Origin of the sequence: Perlucidibaca aquatica (assembly GCF_001676655.1) — a bacterium.
Taxonomy (GTDB): Bacteria; Pseudomonadota; Gammaproteobacteria; order Pseudomonadales; family Moraxellaceae; genus Perlucidibaca; species Perlucidibaca aquatica.
The window spans coordinates 82,701-98,876 of record NZ_LZDB01000002.1; the positions used below are offsets into that span (position 1 = coordinate 82,701).

The following is a 16,176-nucleotide window of genomic DNA, read 5'->3' on the forward strand; positions in this document are numbered from 1 at the left end:
ATGCCCCACGCAGCGGCTTCTTGATGCTTAGGCGAGTGCCGCGATTTTCTCGCGCTGTGCCGCCAGTGCCGCTTGAGCGCGCTGGTTATCCGCGATTTTCTCGCGCTCTTTCGCAACGACATCAGCCGGTGCGCGCGCCACGAAAGACTCATTACTGAGCTTGGCTTCAACGCGGGCGACTTCCTGCGCCAGTCGGGCGATTTCTTTATCTAAGCGCGCGACCTCCGAGGCCACATCAATCAGCCCGGCCAGGGGCACGCCCAGTGTCATGTTACCGACGAGTGCGGTCGATACGGGTGGCAGCTCGGCTTCGCTGGCAATCACGCTAATGCTTTCGAGGCGACCCACGAAGCGTAGCAGCGCGGCTTGGCGGTTGAGGCGGGCGGCGTCTTCCGTTGAGGCATTGGTGACCAGCAGCGGTAGCGGTTTACCCGGTGAGATGCCGAGCTCGCCACGGATGTTGCGCAATCCAGCAATGACCTGTTGAATCCACGCCACTTCGGTTGCTGCGTCGGCATCTACCCGTGACAAATCAGGCTCTGGGAAGCGCGCCAGCATGAGGAACTCGCCCTCAACGCCTGCCAGCGGCTTAACGCGCTGCCAAATTTCTTCGGTAATAAACGGCATCAGCGGATGAGTCAGGCGCAGGATGGTTTCGAGCACACGCACCAAGGTACGGCGAGTCGCGCGCTGCTCATCGGCGCTGGCTGTTGTGCCTTCCGCTAATACCGGCTTGGTCAGCTCCAAATACCAATCGCAGTACTCATTCCAGACGAAGTCGTAGATGGTCTGAGCGACGTGGTCGAAACGGTATTCCTGCATTGAGGCGATGACGGCGGCCTCGGTCTCCTGCAGGCGCGAGATGATCCAGCGGTCGGCCACCGAGCGCGCCAGCGGCAGCGACTCATCGAGCCCTACATCCTGACCTTCTGTCTGCGACAGCACATAGCGCGTCGCGTTCCAGAGCTTGTTGCAGAAGTTGCGATAGCCTTCGACTCGGTTCATGTCGAACTTGATGTCGCGACCGGTGGAGGCCAGCGCGCAGTTGGTAAAGCGCAGGGCATCGGTGCCGAAGGCGCGGATGCCTTCCGGGAATTCCTTGCGCGTTGCCTTCTCGATCTTCTCGGCCATCTTAGGCTGCATGAGACCGGTGGTGCGCTTAGCCACGAGGTCATCGAGCGCGATGCCGTCGATGATGTCGAGCGGGTCAAGCACATTGCCCTTGGATTTCGACATCTTCTGGCCTTCGCCATCGCGCACGAGGCCGTGCACATAGACAGTCTTGAACGGGACTTGCGGCGTGCCATCCTCATTCTTCATGAAGTGCATGGTCATCATGATCATGCGCGCGACCCAGAAGAAGATGATGTCGAAGCCAGTGACCAGCACATTAGTCGGATGGAAGGTACTGAGGTCCGGCGTCTTGTCCGGCCAGCCGAGCGTGGAGAAAGTCCACAGCGCCGAACTGAACCAGGTGTCGAGCACGTCGTCATCCTGACGCAGCGCGAAGTCGTCGGCGAGGCCGTGCTTGGCGCGCACTTCGGCTTCATGGCGACCGACATAGACGCGACCTTCGTTGTCGTACCAGGCCGGAATGCGATGGCCCCACCAGAGTTGTCGCGAGATGCACCAATCCTGAATGTCGCGCATCCAGGCGTAGTACATGTTCTGGTACTGCTCGGGTACGAACTTGATGCGACCGTCCTCGACGGCTTCCAGCGCGGGTTTGGCAAGCACGGAGGCCTTCACGTACCACTGGTCTGTCAGCCAAGGCTCCACGACCACGCCGGAGCGATCGCCGGTCGGCACTTTGAGCGCATGTGGCTTGATCTCTTCCAGCCAGCCCTCGGTTTCCGCCAGTGCCACAATCTGCTTGCGCGCTACGAAACGGTCGAGGCCAGCGAAAGCGGCCGGGCAGGTCTCGGCAGGCAGCGGCGCGAACGTACCGCCGGCCATGACTTCGAAGGTCGCGAGAATGGCTGCGTTGCGGTCAAGGACGTTGATTAGCGGCAGGTCGTGGCGCTTGCCGACTTCATAATCGTTGAAGTCGTGCGCCGGCGTGATCTTCACGCAGCCGGTGCCGAAGTCCTTGTCCACATAGGTGTCGGCGATGATCGGAATCAGGCGGCCGGTGACCGGCAGGCGGATCATCTGGCCAACGAGGTGCTGGTAGCGCTCGTCGTCCGGATGCACGGCGACGGCACTGTCACCCAGCATTGTTTCCGGACGCGTGGTGGCAACCACGAGATGGCCATTGCCCGACGCCAGTGGGTAGCGGAAGTGCCACATTGAGCCCGTCTTCTCTTCCGAAAGCACTTCCAGATCAGAGATGGCCGTGTGCAGCTTCGGATCCCAGTTCACCAGACGCTTGCCGCGATAAATCAGGCCATCTTCGTGCAGGCGCACAAAGGCTTCCTGCACGGCCTTCGACAGCCCGGCGTCCATGGTGAAGCGCTCGCGCGACCAGTCCACTGACGAACCGAGGCGACGAATCTGGTTGGTGATGGTGCCGCCCGACTGTTCCTTCCATTCCCAGATTTTCTCGAGGAATTTGTCGCGGCCGAGATCGTGGCGACTGACGCCGTTGGCGGCGAGCTGGCGCTCCACCACCATCTGCGTGGCGATGCCGGCGTGGTCGGTGCCCGGCTGCCAGAGCGTGTTGTGGCCGCGCATGCGGTGGAAGCGCACGAGGGCATCCATGATGGCGTTGTTGAAGCCGTGACCCATGTGCAGCGAGCCAGTGACATTCGGCGGCGGGATCATGATGCAGTAGGGCGTGCCAGTGCCTGATGGCTTAAAGCAGCCTTCGGCTTCCCAGCGCTCGGCCCAGCGGCTTTCGATATCGGCGGGGTTAAAAGTCGGTTCCATCATGATCTCGCAAAAAACTAGTCGGCTACCCCGGCATGCACAGCGAGGTAGCGTGGAAAACGCCGATTATAGCGGGGTGCTGGCGTTGCGTGTGGCGCCGGCGCGCCAAACTTGCAGAAGTGCCACCGGATACATCACCACGCCGAAGGCACAGAGCGCCGTCATCACCGTCTCAGCAACGGTGAGTTGGCTGGCCACCAGCGTGGCGGCGGTGAGGTTGCGAATAACGACCATGCTGTTTAGGCCTTTATGCGGTACTGTGGCTTGGTGGCTGACCAGCCCCAGCAAAATTGCCAGCCCTGCAGCGGCAGCAGCGATTTGGGGGTGATCGGGCAGGCGCGGAAGTTCACGCCAGGCAATCAGCACAATCAGCACTAAGACTGAGAGTGAGGCCATGCGCTCAAGATTGGCTGCCAGACTGGGAGAGACGGGGTGACGTTGAAACCACGCCAGCCCGAGTTGGAAGGGCAGCCATTGCGCCAAAATCAGTGAGGCTAAAACCACAAAGGCGCTGATGGAGGCCTCATGGCCTCCCAGTAAGACCAACGTGGCTAATGGCAGGGTCACAATCGCTATCGCGGCGCTGGCCACCATGAGTGCCACGACGCTGCTCGAGGCCGTGCCGGTCTTACGCGCAAGGGCGGCGCCTGAGGTGCCACAGCCCGACAAGAGGCAAATGAGCAATCCTAGGCTTGCCAAATGGTCGATGAATGCAAGGAATTGCAGCAGCAAAATGAACGACGTGGGCAGGGCGTAGGCCCAAAACACGTGCCGTAGCGTCAGTAATTCACGAAACGGCAGGCGGGCCTCACCCGCAGCACGCGCGCTCAATGCAAGCATGACCAACCAAGCACTGAGTGGCGACAACACGGCGAGCCAGTTCATCTCAGCTTTTCAACTCATGAGCCTGAACGGCATAGCCTAAACGCTTGTATTCCTTCCAGTGCCCACGCGCCTGCTCGCGCTCCTCGCTGCTACCGGCGACGATCTCGATCACACGCTGAAAACGTTCGAAACCGGCGGGAATGTCGGCGCTGAGATTGATCAGAATGTCGCGGCTGTCACTGGGCAGTGCGTCCCAGCCGATGCGTACCGGCGGTGGCGGCGTGGGGCCGTCACCGACCAAGTGATGAGGAATAAAGGCTTCGGCCTTGAAGGCCCAGAGCAGCTCATCCAGCGCTTCCGCTTCGGCACGACTGGCCGCCTGCAACAGGATCTTGCGATTCTGTTGCCAGGCTTTATCGACGAGCCGGCAGGCGGTGGTCAGGCGTGCCGACAAGGGCGCGTCCGCTGCCAGCACATAGAAGGTGATTTCCACGTGCGCCTCAGACAGCCGCGCGGGCGCGCAGGAATTCCAACAGCAGCGGCACCGGGCGACCGGTCGAGCCCTTCTGCGCGCCACTCAACCAAGCCGTGCCGGCGATGTCCAGATGTGCCCACGGATAGGCCTTAGTGAAACGTGCCAAATAGCAGGCTGCCGTAATGGAGCCGGCCGTGGGGCCGCCGATGTTGGCGATGTCAGCAAAAGGCGAGTCCAGCAGTTCTTGGTAATCGTCCCAGACGGGCATGCGCCACGCACGGTCATCGACACGCTGGCCCGCCGCGAGGAGTTCGTCAGCCAGGGCATCCTGAGTTGAAAACAGGCCGGAGGCGACCTTGCCGAGTGCGACCACACAGGCGCCAGTGAGGGTGGCAATATCAACCACGGCGGCCGGCTTGAAACGCTCCACATAGGTCAGCGCGTCGCAGAGCACGAGGCGACCTTCGGCATCGGTATTGAGAATTTCCACGGTCTGGCCAGACATGGTTTTCACGATGTCACCGGGGCGCGTGGCCGTGCCCGATGGCATGTTCTCGGCGCAGGCGATCACGCCGACCACATTGAGCTTGAGCTTGGCGAGCTTGATCGCCGCCATCACGCCCAGCACCGAGGCCGCGCCGCACATGTCGTACTTCATCTCGTCCATGCCGGCACCCGGCTTCAGGCTGATGCCGCCGGTGTCGAAAGTGATGCCCTTGCCGACCAGCACCACCGGGGCATCCTTGGCCTTGCCACCGTTGTAGGTCATGGTCACCAGCTGCGCTTCGTGCGCGGAGCCGGCCGATACCGACAGCAGGCAGTGCATGCCGAGCTTGTGCATCTCGGCTTCACCGAGCACGTCCACGCTGACGCTGCCGTCATCACCGAGCGCACGCGCCATCTCACTGAGATAGCCGGGGTAGGCCACATTCGGCGGCTGGTTGCCGAGGTCGCGGGCGAAGCTCTGGCCGGTGCCGATGCATTGGCCCCAGATCAAGGCATCCTTGGCGATTTTCAGCTCGGCTTTGTCGGCGATGGCCAGCGTGAGCCTGGCGAGCAAATCGCCAGCCTCCGGCTTCTTCGACTTGTAGTTATCGAAGCGATAACTTGCTTCCAGCGCAAAGCGCGCGAGGTCGCTGATGCGGCTGGCCAGCGAGCTGCCAGCCACCGGCAGTTCGGCCAACGTCGACAGCGCCTTGCCGATTTTGCCCGGAACCGCTTTCACGCTGGCCAGCGCAACCTTGTGCCAGACCTGCAATGACAGCTCGCCGCTGTCCGGCAGTGCACCCGTGCCGACGACCAGCACCAGACCGGCCTTGATGCCGGGTAGGCTGTACAGCGGTAGCGTCTGGCCAGCCTTGCCGTCGAAGCCGGCATGCGCCAGTGCCATGGCTAGAGCACCTTCCGAGGCGGCATCTAGGGCGGTAGCGCCGGCGCTGAGGGTTTTTCCTGAGACAGCCACAATCAATGCCGGGTGTTTATCCAATGCAAGGGCGGCAGGGGCGACAGCAGCAACGGCAAGATCCATGAATTTCTCCAGACAAAATGCAGGGTTATGGCGGTAACATCATGTGGCAAGACAAAGCCGGATGGATGTTTGATAATCTCGCCCTAGTGTAATGGTCAGGACGGCTTTTGCCAGTGCGAAGCACATGCCCTGATCGCTATTTTCAATGTGTCGTTTATTCAAGGACGCCTGTGTGATCATCCGTCGATACCTCGCCACGCAAGTCTTGGCGACCAGCTTTGCGGTAGCCGGCTTGCTCACGGTGATTCTGATGAGCAGCCGCGTCATTCAGTTTTTCGAGAAGGCGGCGAATGGCAAAATTGCGGTGGACCTGCTCACCGCCGTGCTGTGGTATCGCTTGCCGGGTTTTCTCGAGCTCATTTTGCCTCTGGGTCTTTTCATTGGTCTTTTGTTGGCGCTAGGCCGACTCTATTTAGACAATGAAATTGCCGTGCTCGCGGCGGCGGGGATTGGCCCTCAACACCTCATGCGCTGGCTGCTGCCTAGCATGCTCTTTGTGATGGGCTTAACCGCGTTGATGGCGCTTTGGTGGTCGCCCAGCGGGGTTGCCGAATCCAATCGTATTTATGCTGAGCAAGCCAACCGAAGTACCTTTGAATTGATTCAGCCCGGGCGCTTTCAGCGGGTTGGGGAGCGCATGCTGTATGCCGATTTAAGCCCTGATCGCTCCGTTTTGCGCTCGGTAGTGTTGTTAGAGACGCGTGCAGAGAATGATCAAGCCACGGGAGAGCGACAGGTCATTGTCAGGGCGCGCGAAGGTCGACGCGTTAATGATCCCATTCTTGGTCCCGATACCGTCGAATTACGCAATGGTGAGCGCTGGCTGTTGCGTGCTGGCAGCGCCGACTATCAACGCGTGGCGTTTGAAAGTTACCGCTTACGTTTAAAGCAAACGGAAACGCCAGTGGCCGGCAAGGATTTATCGGCGTTATCAACGCCGGCGCTTTGGCAAGAACGCACAAACTCGCCCATGGCCGCGGCTGAATGGGGCTGGCGTACTTCCTTGGTATTCATGGTGCCGATCATTGCTTTGTTGGCTTTGCCTCTTGCCAAAGTTAATCCACGGCAAGGACGCTATCTCAAATTGTTGCCCGCAATCGTGTTGTATTTGAGCTATGTGGTGCTGCTGGCGGCTGTGAAAAACGGTGTTGAAAAAGAGTCATTACGCAGCAGTGCGTATTGGGCCGTGCATGGGCTTTATCTATTCTTAGCCTTGGTCATGTTGCATGGCAAACCCCGTCGGAGTGCTAGCAAATGAGTCGTTTAGGGCGATACGTCAGTCTGACGGTGCTGGCCAGTATGTTGTTGGTTCAGGCCTTGCTGCTTGGGCTTGATCTGGTCTTTAGCTTTATTGGCGAATTGGATAACGTCAAAGGCAGTTACGGCGCATGGGATGCTTTCCGCTACACCCTGTATGTTATGCCGGGTCACATCTATACGATTTTGCCGATGTCGGCGCTTATTGGTGCATTGGTAGGCCTAGGCTCACTGGCATCCAGCTCTGAACTTACCGTCATGCGGGCTGCCGGAGTGAGTATTTCGCGCATTGTGGCGTGGGTCATGGCCGGTGCGCTGAGCATCATTATCATGGGTCTGGCCTTGGGCGAATTTGTGGTCCCACATACCGATCAGCGCGCAGAAACATTGAAAGCCCGTGCCCAGGGTCAAGACTATACGCCGGGTCGTATCAGTGGGTATTGGCAGCGCGAAGGGCAGGAGCTGATTAACATCCAACTCGTGACCCCAGAGGGTCAGCTGCTCGGTGTGAGTCGTTACCGATACAACAGCGAAGGCCTGTTGCAGGAAGCCAGTTTTGCCGCCACGGGAGAATACCTTGGCAGCAGTGGTTGGCGCTTAAGCGATCTGCGCGTGACCACCTTTTTGTCGGATGGCCGCAGCCAAACCTCAACACAGCCGCAGTTGCTCTGGCCGGTGCGTTTAACCCCTAATTTTCTGCGCGTGGCTGCGGCAGACCCTGAGCAACTGGGCTTAGCTGACCTGCGACTGTATTCGCGGTATTTGCATAAGCAGGGACTGGATGCGGGAAACTACGAACTGCAATTCTGGAAAAAAGCGCTCAGTCCCTTAGCCGTATTTTCGATGGTGCTGATTGCCTGCTCGTTTATTTTTGGACCCTTGCGTTCAGTGACCTTGGGTTTACGCATCATTACGGGTGTGCTGGTCGGTCTGGTTTTTCGTTACACGCAGGATGCGGCCGGGTTTGCCAGCTTGCTCTTTCACGCCTCGCCATTCTGGGCCACGTTATTGCCCATTGCGCTCTGCCTCAGCGCTGGCGCCTACGCTATTTACCGGGTGCGATGATGACCAGCTGGCAGCGATGGTCGGCAACCGATATTGGCAATCGCCGAGCCCAAAATGAAGATGCGTTAGTGTGTCGCGATTACGACGGGCTTTGGGCTGTCATCGACGGCATGGGCGGCATTAACGCCGGAAATGTCGCCAGTGCCGCCCTTGCACATGCCATTGAGCACATGGAGCTAAAGTCCTCTTTGCCGGATGCGGTCGATCAAATTGAAGATTTAGTACTGGCTGTGCACGATCAGTTGCATGACTTTGCTCAACAGGAAATACCACGCCGCACACTGGGTTGTACCCTGGCTTTAATGCGGTTAACGCAAACGTGGGGATTGGTGGTCTGGGTGGGTGATGTGCGACTGTATCGCTGGCGCGATCAGGCCCTGACCCGTCTCACGCAGGACCATCTGGATGCCAGTCATGAGCTTACGCGACTTATCGGCGATGGCCTGCTCTTGCCGGACTTCGCTGTGGTGCGTGTGCAAGCAGGTGATCGCTATTTACTCGCCAGTGACGGCTTGCATAACGAATTGAGCGATGCGCGCTTGGGCTATTGGTTGGCGCAGGCGCCAGAGTTGGCACAGCGAGAGCTGGTAGCAGAAGCGTTAGCGGCTGGGGGGCGAGACAACCTCAGCTTGATCATTCTTGAGGTGGAAACGGATGCCATCAGCTCGAGTCGGAGCATTCAGCCATGAACTCACGTGATGACTTGTGTGAAGTGAATGCTGCGCTTCTGGAGTTAGTGCGCCTGCAGTTAGCGGGTGAGCTGGATGCTTCAACGGCATGGCATACCCGCCGCGATATGCTCAGCTCCGTAGAGGCAGCTTGGCATGATTTGAGCCAGGACTTAACGCCAGAAGCGCTGGCCAGCCTGCAACCCGTGGTTGCTCCGGTGCGAATCAGTTGGCGTGAGCGCTGGCAGAATAGATCTCGGTTCTCGTGGGAATTCAAATGGCCGTCATTCAAGACGGTCAGACTGCCGACCTTGCCCACGTTCAAGTTTCGTACCATGGCACCTCAGCAGCTTGTCTCACGGCTGGCTGAGCTGCCTTGGTGGACGCTGTTCTTGGCGTTGGCGATCGCTACCTTCTACTACGTCAGTACTCTCTAAGCGGCATTAGTGCTGCGACTTATCGCCAAATAGACCTAAAAATCGATACGGTTTGCGCTCGGGCGCAGGCACTCGCAAGACAGCGGTCTGCGACAGTTGGTCGTGCATGCTGCGCCCCGCACCCACGCTGAAGGGCAGCAAGGCCCAGAGATAGTTCGCCGCAAAACCGATGGCGACACTCCAGCTCAATGCTTTGGCATCCTGCGGGTTTAGCACCCATGAGGCGGTGGCACTCAGAAATGGCAAGGCACAGGCCGCTAAAAAGCGCTGAAAGCTACGCATCCACGTCAGGCGTTGCCCATTCAGGTCGCGTACTTCCAAACGCCAGGTTTGCATGCCCAGCGTTTGCCCACTGCGCGTCCAGCAATAACCGTAAAACAGGAAAATGGCTGCAAACGACAAAGGAAACATCAGCCCTTGGCGTATCGCCGGCGAGAGCAGGGTGGCGGTGCTGCCGGTCGCAGCTGCGGATGGGGTGAATAGCGCAATCACAATCACGTTAATGACCGCAACCAAGGCAACCAGCAAAAGACTGTCGTAGACCAAGGCAATGAGTCGAACGCCTACGCCAGCGCGGGGCAGCGCTTGGGTGGTAGGGGCTAATGCGGCTGGGGTACGTTTTTTGCGAGCAACTGTGCGACGAGACATGACTTCCGCTCAAGCATTAAGACAGCTGAATGGTAACGGACTGCAAGCAAATTAGAGAGGTAACACGAGGTAAAAATTGGTGCCGAGAAAGGGAATCGAACCCTTACGATGTCTCCACCGGCGGATTTTGAGTCCGCTGCGTCTACCAGTTCCGCCATCTCGGCCCGAGAAGGTGCGCGGATTATAGCGATGCCATGCAGGTCGTCAAGCCCTGTTATACTGCGCACCCATTTTCTGGCCGAGTGTGGATGGAATGCAGCGCAGTGATTTTAATTTCGACTTGCCCGATGAGCTGATTGCGCGCTATCCCCTAGCCGAGCGCAGCGCGTCGCGTTTGCTTTGTCTGGAGGCGGACACTGGCGTTGTGGCGCATCGTGGTATGCGAGATTTGCCGGCACTGTTAGCACCCGGTGATTTGCTGGTGTTTAACCAGTCACGTGTGATGCCGGCGCGTTTGTTTGCCCGCAAAGCCAGTGGCGGGCAAACAGAAATTCTTATTGAGCGACTGCCGTCGCCGCAGGAAGCCTTGGCGCATGTGCGCGCCAGCAAGTCGCCCAAGCCCGGCAGTGAGTTGCTGTTGGCCGATGGTACGCGCGTCTGCATGCGCGAACGGGTCGGCGATCTGTTTCTGTTAGTGGCCGACGAACCCTGGCAAGGCATTATGGCCCGTCTCGGTGAAATGCCGCTGCCGCCATACTTTGGCCGGGCGGCCGAAGCCTCCGATTTAGAGCGCTACCAAACGGTCTATGCAAAAGAAGCCGGCTCGGTGGCAGCGCCCACCGCAGGGCTGCATTTTGACGAGCCCTTGTTGGCTGCGCTGCGTGATCGTGGCATTGAAACCGCCTTTGTGACCTTGCATGTGGGGGCGGGCACGTTTCAGCCCGTACGTGCCGACGATGTGCGCGATCATGTGATGCATGCCGAGTGGCTGACACTCAGCCCCGAGACCGTGGCTGCCGTGCAAGCGGCGAAAGCCCGGGGTGGTCGTGTCGTGGCTGTAGGGACGACGAGTGTGCGTGCCTTGGAGTCGGCCGCATGGGCGGGGCAGGGCGTTGATCCTGATTCGTGGTCGTTGGCTGCTGGTTTTCCCGCCGGTAACGGGCGTTCCGTTGAAACGCTCAAGCCGTTTGCGGGCGATACCCGTATGTTCATCACGCCGGGCTATCCTTGGCAGCTGGTGGATGCGTTGGTGACCAATTTTCATTTGCCCGAGTCGACCTTGCTCATGCTGGTGTCGGCGCTGGCATCACGCGAAACGGTGCTGGCGGCGTATGCCGAAGCCATCGCTCAGCGTTATCGTTTTTTCAGTTATGGCGATGCCATGTTCATTGCCCGCGACCTCACCTCACCTGAGCTCGCGGCTAGTGGCGTGAGTCAGCCTTCGGAGTCCTGATGCAATTCACCCTTAAAGCCACCGACGGCAAAGCACGTCGCGGTGAACTCACGTTTGATCGCGGTACGGTGCAAACACCGGCCTTTATGCCGGTGGGCACCTATGGCACGGTCAAGGGCATGTTGCCTCGGGATATTCACGCCATCGGTGCGGAAATTATTCTCGGCAATACCTTTCATTTGTGGCTGCGGCCGGGCACCGAAGTCATCAAGGCGCATGGCGATCTGCATGATTTTACGCAGTGGCAGGGGCCTATCCTGACCGATTCCGGCGGCTTCCAAGTGTTCAGCTTGGGTAAGCTCCGCAAGATCACCGAAGAGGGCGTGAAGTTCCAGTCGCCGGTCGATGGCAGCAAGGTTTTCCTCAGTCCCGAAGAAAGCATGCGTATTCAGCGTGACCTCGGCTCGGACATCGTGATGATTTTCGACGAGTGCACGCCGTATCCGGCCACACATCAAGAAGCCGACAAGTCGCTGCAACTGTCGCTGCGCTGGGCCAAGCGCTCGAAGGAAGCGCATGGGGATAACCCCAATGCCCTCTTCGGGATTGTGCAAGGCGGCATGTACGAAGATTTGCGCTTGCAATCGCTGGCGGGGCTAGAGGCGATTGGTTTCGACGGCTATGCCATCGGCGGACTGTCCGTGGGAGAACCCAAGGAAGACATGATTCGTATCTTGGACTTTTTGCCAGAGCATTTGCCCGCCGACAAACCGCGCTATGTGATGGGTGTTGGCAAGCCTGAAGATTTGGTCGAGGGCGTGCGCCGTGGCATCGACATGTTCGACTGTGTCATGCCCACCCGCAATGCGCGCAATGGCCACTATTTCGTCACCGACGGCATCGTGCGTATTCGCAACAGCCAGTACAAGACCGACACCGGTCCGCTCGATCCGCACTGTGATTGCGAGGCCTGTACCGGCTTCACGCGTGCGTATCTCTATCACCTCGATAAATGTGGCGAGATGCTCGGTGCTCAGCTCGGCACCATCCACAATCTGCGCTATTACCAACGCCTCATGGCGGGTTTGCGCGGCGCTATTGAAACCGGTAGATTGCAGGCCTTCGTGGATGATTTCTATGCCCGACGTGGCTTGCCCACGCCCCCGCTTAACCCTTAAAACTGGAGTGTTGTAATGAGTTTCCTGATTTCTGATGCCATGGCTGAAGGTGGCGCTGCTGTTGCTGGTCAACCGTCCATGACGGGCCAGTTGGTGATGCTGGTCGGTTTTGTGGTGATTTTCTACTTTTTGCTGTGGCGCCCACAGGCCAAGCGTCAAAAAGAAGCGCGCGCACTCATTGATAACCTGCAAAAGGGTGATGAAGTCGTGTTTGCCGGTGGCTTATTGGGTCGCATCGTTAAACTTGAAGGCGACTTTGCCGTGATTGCATTGAATGACTCCTTAGAAGTCAAAGTGCAGAAAGCTTCCGTGGTTGCCAGCCTGCCAAAGGGTACGCTGAAGAGCCTCTGAGTGTTCCCGCGCCCGACCCCGTTGGGCGCTTTCTTTTTTTGTGTCTGCAGGTGTTCGCATGCGTTTCCCCGCCTGGAAATTTGCTCTGATCTTCGTCGTCATGATGGTCAGTACTATTTACGCCCTTCCTAACTTTTATCCTGATGAGCCCGCTTTGCAGGTTTCGGGTTCACAAGCCAGTGTGCCGGTGGATGCGGATTTACTTAAGCGCGCCGCCTTTGCTTTGGACGAGGCGAAAATACCTCACCATGGTGATGAAGTGCAGGCCAAAGGCGTGCTGCTGCGCTTGAAAACGCCAGAACAGCAGGTCCAGGCGCAGGCGATCTTACGCCGTGCTTTGGGTGATAACTATGTGGTGGCGCTGAACTTGGCACCGACCACACCCGCTTGGCTGAGCAGCATTGGCGGTAAGCCGATGAAGCTAGGTTTGGACTTACGGGGTGGCGTGCACTTCAAGCTGGAAGTGGACGTCAACAAAGCGCTTGAGCAGCGTCAAGAAGGCTATGTTGTCGATATTAAAAAGCTGTTGCGTGACAAACAGCTGAGCTATCGCACGGTCTCTGAGCTGCCTAATGGGGCGCTAGAGGTGCGCTTTGCCTCCGCTGCGGACCGTGATGAGGCGCTGGCCTTACTGCGCACGGATCTGCCTGATTTTCTGGGCACGGCAGTGGAAGGTGCTGAGGGGCCAACCCTGGCGCTGGATTTCACGCCAGCCAAACGTCGTGAAATCACTGACTATGCGATTGGTCAGAACTTAACCACGCTGCGAAATCGTATCAATGAGCTGGGTGTGGCGGAAGCCGTCGTGCAGCGTCAGGGCAGTAATCGCATCGTGGTGGAATTGCCTGGCTTGCAAGATACCGCTGAAGCGAAACGTATTCTGGGTCGTACAGCCAGTCTGGAGTTCCGCTTTACCAGCATGGATTCCGCAGAAGGCTTTACCACGCCACCCGGCACTGAGCGTTTCGAGCGCAGTCAGGGCGGCATGGTGTTGCTGGAGAAGCGTAAGATTGTGACGGGTGAGCGCGTCACCAATGCGCAGTCGAGTTTCGACGAGTTCTCCCAGCCCCAAGTCAATATTAATTTGGACACCCGCGGCGGACGCCTAATGGCAGATGCCACTCGCGACAACGTGGGTCGCCAGATGGCCGTATTGTTCGTGGAAAACAAGCAACGCGTGCGCTTTGATACGGATGCAGCCGGCAAAGTGACGGAAGTCCGTGAGCCGTATGTGGACAAACGCGTCATCAACGTGGCCACGGTTCAGTCGGTGCTCGGTTCGCAATTCCGTATTACCGGTTTGGATTCGCCGGCTGAAGGTCAAGAGCTCGCGCTGCTGTTACGTGCCGGCGCTTTGGCTGCGCCCATGTACTTTGTTGAGGAACGCACGGTAGGTCCTAGCCTAGGCCAAGACAACATCGACAAGGGCATGCTGTCCACGCAAGTCGGTTTCGCGTTGGTGGCTATATTCATGGCGATTTTTTACCGTGTCTTCGGCTTGGTGGCCAATGTGGCACTGTTTTTTAACGTCGCGGTGCTGATTGCGGTGATGAGTACTATTGGTGCTGCGCTGTCCTTGCCCGGTATTGCGGGCATTGTCCTCACAGTGGGTATGGCGGTGGACGCCAATGTGCTGATTTTTGAGCGTATTCGTGAAGAGGTTGCGCGTGGTCTGTCACCGCACTCGTCGATCGTGGCTGGTTACGATCGAGCCTACGGCACAATTTTGGATGCCAACTTAACCACGCTCATTGTCGCCGTCATCCTGTTTTCGATCGGTACCGGCCCCATTAAAGGCTTTGCCGTGACGTTGGCTATCGGCATTCTCACTTCGATGTTCACGGCGATTACGTTTACGCGTGGCCTCGTGCAATTAATTTATGGTGGCCGTCGCGTCACCCGCTTGAGTATTTGAGGACGCGTCATGTCTGAGCCCCGGATTATTCGTTTCATGCGGTTCCGCCGCGGCATGGCCATTTTTTCGGCTGCCGTGGTATTAGTGGGTTTTGTGTCATTGGTGACTAAGGGTCTGAATTTAGGTTTGGACTTCACCGGAGGCACGGCCGTTGAGTTGCATTTTGAGCAAGCGGTACAGCAACAGGAAATTAGCCGAGCACTGGCAGCGGCCAATGTGGACGATGCGGTCGTGCAATATCTGGGCGATGCAAACTCAGTGATTGTGCGTATGCCGCCGCAACCGGGCGATGCCACTAGTCTGGGTCAGAAAATTGCTAACTTAGCGAGTACGCCGGGTAACCCTGCCGTGGTTCGCCAAGTCGATAGCGTGGGCTCGCAAGTGGGTGACGAGCTCTACGCTAACTCGCTGATGGCTGTTGGCTTATCTTTGGTCATGATGATGTTGTATGTGGCGGTTCGCTTCCGCTTCAAATTTGCCGTCGGCGCCGTGATATCGCTCTTCCATGATGTGTTGTTCACCGTTGGGATGTTCTCGCTCTTAGGCTTGCCCTTTGATCTCACCGTGCTGGCGGCGGTATTGGCACTTATTGGCTACTCACTTAACGACACCATCGTGGTCTTCGACCGTATTCGCGAAAATTTCCGCAAATTACGCAAAGCCGATGCCATTGAAATTGTCGATATTTCGCTCACTGAAACCTTGCGTCGTACCATCATGACCGTTGCAACAGTGGCACTGGTGGTTTTTGCCCTGCTACTGGTGGGCGGGCCCGCCTTGCACTGGTTCTCGGTGGCGATGTTGATTGGCTTGTTTGCAGGCACCTACTCATCGATTTACATTGCGACCAGTTACGCTTTAGCCATGGGTCTATCAAAAGAAGACTTTATTGTTGAAGTCAGCAAAGAAGAGGATGACCGTCCATGATTCGCGTCCACCACCTCAATAATTCGCGCTCGCAGCGTATTCTCTGGTTGCTAGAAGAGTTGGGCTTGGCCTATGAGGTGGTGCGCTATCAGCGGGATGCCAAGACGATGTTAGCGCCGCCTGAGTTACGAGCGGTGCATCCCTTGGGTAAGTCGCCTGTTATTACTGATGACGACATTACCGTGGCGGAGTCGGGTGCGATTATTGAGTATCTCGTCGAGCGCTATGGCCAGGGTCGATTGCAGCCCGCGCTAGGCACCCCTGAGCGCCTGCGGTATACCTATTGGCTGCATTTTGCCGAAGGCTCGGCCATGCCACCCTTGTTGCTTAAGCTGGTCTTTTCCTTCTTGCCTAAGTCGCCGGCCCTGCCAGCCCTGCTGCGCCCTTTGGTGCGTAAGGTCTCGGAAGGCGCTCAAAAAAGCTTTATTGATCCGCAAATCTTGCAGCAACTGAACTACTTTGAAGCGGAGTTGGGTCGCCACGAGTGGTTTGCTGGCGACAGCTTTTCAGCAGCGGACATTCAAATGAGTTTTCCGCTGGAGGCCGCTGCAGCACGTGGTGGTTTAGATAAAAAATGGCCCAAAGTGTCGGCGTTTTTGCAGAAAATCCATGACCGGCCTGCCTATCAGCGTGCCTTGGAGCAGGGTGGTCCCTACCAGCTGATGAGCTGATGGGCACGCAAGTACTACAAAGCAGTCACA

15 protein-coding genes and 1 tRNA gene are annotated in these 16,176 nt (G+C 57.9%); 10 read left to right on the forward strand and 6 right to left on the reverse strand.

Annotated features, from left to right (window positions below):
• Positions 1–27 precede the first annotated feature (27 nt).
• From A8710_RS04000 to A8710_RS04015, 4 genes are all read right to left on the reverse strand, one after another.
• Entirely contained in the window at positions 28–2,868 is a 2,841-nt protein-coding gene (locus A8710_RS04000; protein ID WP_068858221.1) for a valine--tRNA ligase, read from the reverse strand.
• 66 nt (positions 2,869–2,934) lie between these two features.
• Complete coding sequence (locus tag A8710_RS04005) at positions 2,935–3,753, reverse strand: hypothetical protein (RefSeq protein ID WP_068858222.1); 819 nt, start codon at positions 3,751–3,753, stop codon at positions 2,935–2,937.
• 1 nt (position 3,754) lies between these two features.
• Positions 3,755–4,186, reverse strand: coding sequence for a DNA polymerase III subunit chi (locus tag A8710_RS04010; protein ID WP_157686275.1), 432 nt, complete (start codon positions 4,184–4,186; stop codon positions 3,755–3,757).
• A 7-nt stretch (positions 4,187–4,193) separates the two neighbouring features.
• A complete protein-coding gene (locus A8710_RS04015) occupies positions 4,194–5,696 on the reverse strand; it encodes a leucyl aminopeptidase (RefSeq protein ID WP_068858223.1) in 1,503 nt (500 codons plus the stop codon).
• Positions 5,697–5,868: 172 nt separating this feature from the next.
• Here A8710_RS04015 and lptF point away from each other — a divergent pair, with 172 nt between their 5' ends.
• From lptF to A8710_RS04035, 4 genes are read left to right on the forward strand one after another with little or no spacing between them, the layout of a single operon-like run.
• On the forward strand, positions 5,869–6,954 hold the full coding sequence (gene lptF, locus A8710_RS04020) for an LPS export ABC transporter permease LptF (RefSeq protein WP_068860563.1): 1,086 nt from the start codon (positions 5,869–5,871) through the stop codon (positions 6,952–6,954).
• Positions 6,951–8,018 carry an LPS export ABC transporter permease LptG gene (lptG, locus tag A8710_RS04025; RefSeq protein ID WP_068858224.1) on the forward strand — a complete coding sequence of 356 codons (1,068 nt, stop codon included), beginning with the start codon at positions 6,951–6,953 and terminating at the stop codon, positions 8,016–8,018. Before lptF ends, lptG begins: the two co-directional genes overlap by 4 nt.
• Positions 8,018–8,707, forward strand: coding sequence for a PP2C family protein-serine/threonine phosphatase (locus A8710_RS04030; RefSeq protein ID WP_068858225.1), 690 nt, complete (start codon positions 8,018–8,020; stop codon positions 8,705–8,707). The genes lptG and A8710_RS04030 overlap by 1 nt, the downstream gene beginning before the upstream one ends.
• A complete protein-coding gene (locus tag A8710_RS04035; RefSeq protein ID WP_068858226.1) occupies positions 8,704–9,123 on the forward strand; it encodes a hypothetical protein in 420 nt (139 codons plus the stop codon). Before A8710_RS04030 ends, A8710_RS04035 begins: the two co-directional genes overlap by 4 nt.
• 6 nt (positions 9,124–9,129) lie before the next feature.
• Here A8710_RS04035 and A8710_RS04040 read toward each other — a convergent pair whose 3' ends face one another.
• Positions 9,130–9,771 carry an RDD family protein gene (locus A8710_RS04040; RefSeq protein WP_068858227.1) on the reverse strand — a complete coding sequence of 214 codons (642 nt, stop codon included), beginning with the start codon at positions 9,769–9,771 and terminating at the stop codon, positions 9,130–9,132.
• A 77-nt stretch (positions 9,772–9,848) separates the two neighbouring features.
• Positions 9,849–9,935: transfer RNA gene (locus A8710_RS04045), tRNA-Leu, on the reverse strand.
• A gap of 89 nt (positions 9,936–10,024) precedes the next feature.
• Between A8710_RS04045 and queA the strand changes: the two genes are divergently transcribed.
• Genes queA through A8710_RS04075 form a run of 6 tightly spaced genes read left to right on the forward strand, consistent with a single transcriptional unit; the run spans position 10,025 to position 16,146 of the window.
• Complete coding sequence (gene queA, locus A8710_RS04050; RefSeq protein ID WP_068858228.1) at positions 10,025–11,164, forward strand: tRNA preQ1(34) S-adenosylmethionine ribosyltransferase-isomerase QueA; 1,140 nt, start codon at positions 10,025–10,027, stop codon at positions 11,162–11,164.
• Positions 11,164–12,282 (forward strand): tRNA guanosine(34) transglycosylase Tgt, encoded by a 1,119-nt coding sequence (gene tgt / locus A8710_RS04055; RefSeq protein WP_068858229.1) that lies wholly within the window; start codon positions 11,164–11,166, stop codon positions 12,280–12,282. The genes queA and tgt overlap by 1 nt, the downstream gene beginning before the upstream one ends.
• A gap of 15 nt (positions 12,283–12,297) precedes the next feature.
• Entirely contained in the window at positions 12,298–12,633 is a 336-nt protein-coding gene (gene yajC / locus A8710_RS04060; RefSeq protein ID WP_068858230.1) for a preprotein translocase subunit YajC, read from the forward strand.
• Between the two features lie 58 nt (positions 12,634–12,691).
• Positions 12,692–14,548 (forward strand): protein translocase subunit SecD, encoded by a 1,857-nt coding sequence (gene secD, locus A8710_RS04065; protein ID WP_068858231.1) that lies wholly within the window; start codon positions 12,692–12,694, stop codon positions 14,546–14,548.
• Between the two features lie 9 nt (positions 14,549–14,557).
• Positions 14,558–15,475, forward strand: a complete 918-nt coding sequence (gene secF, locus A8710_RS04070; protein ID WP_068858232.1) for a protein translocase subunit SecF — start codon at positions 14,558–14,560, stop codon at positions 15,473–15,475.
• The gene (locus A8710_RS04075; protein WP_068858233.1) at positions 15,472–16,146 is read left to right on the forward strand and encodes a glutathione S-transferase family protein; all 675 of its coding nucleotides are present in this window, start codon (positions 15,472–15,474) and stop codon (positions 16,144–16,146) included. The genes secF and A8710_RS04075 overlap by 4 nt, the downstream gene beginning before the upstream one ends.
• Positions 16,147–16,176 lie beyond the last annotated feature (30 nt).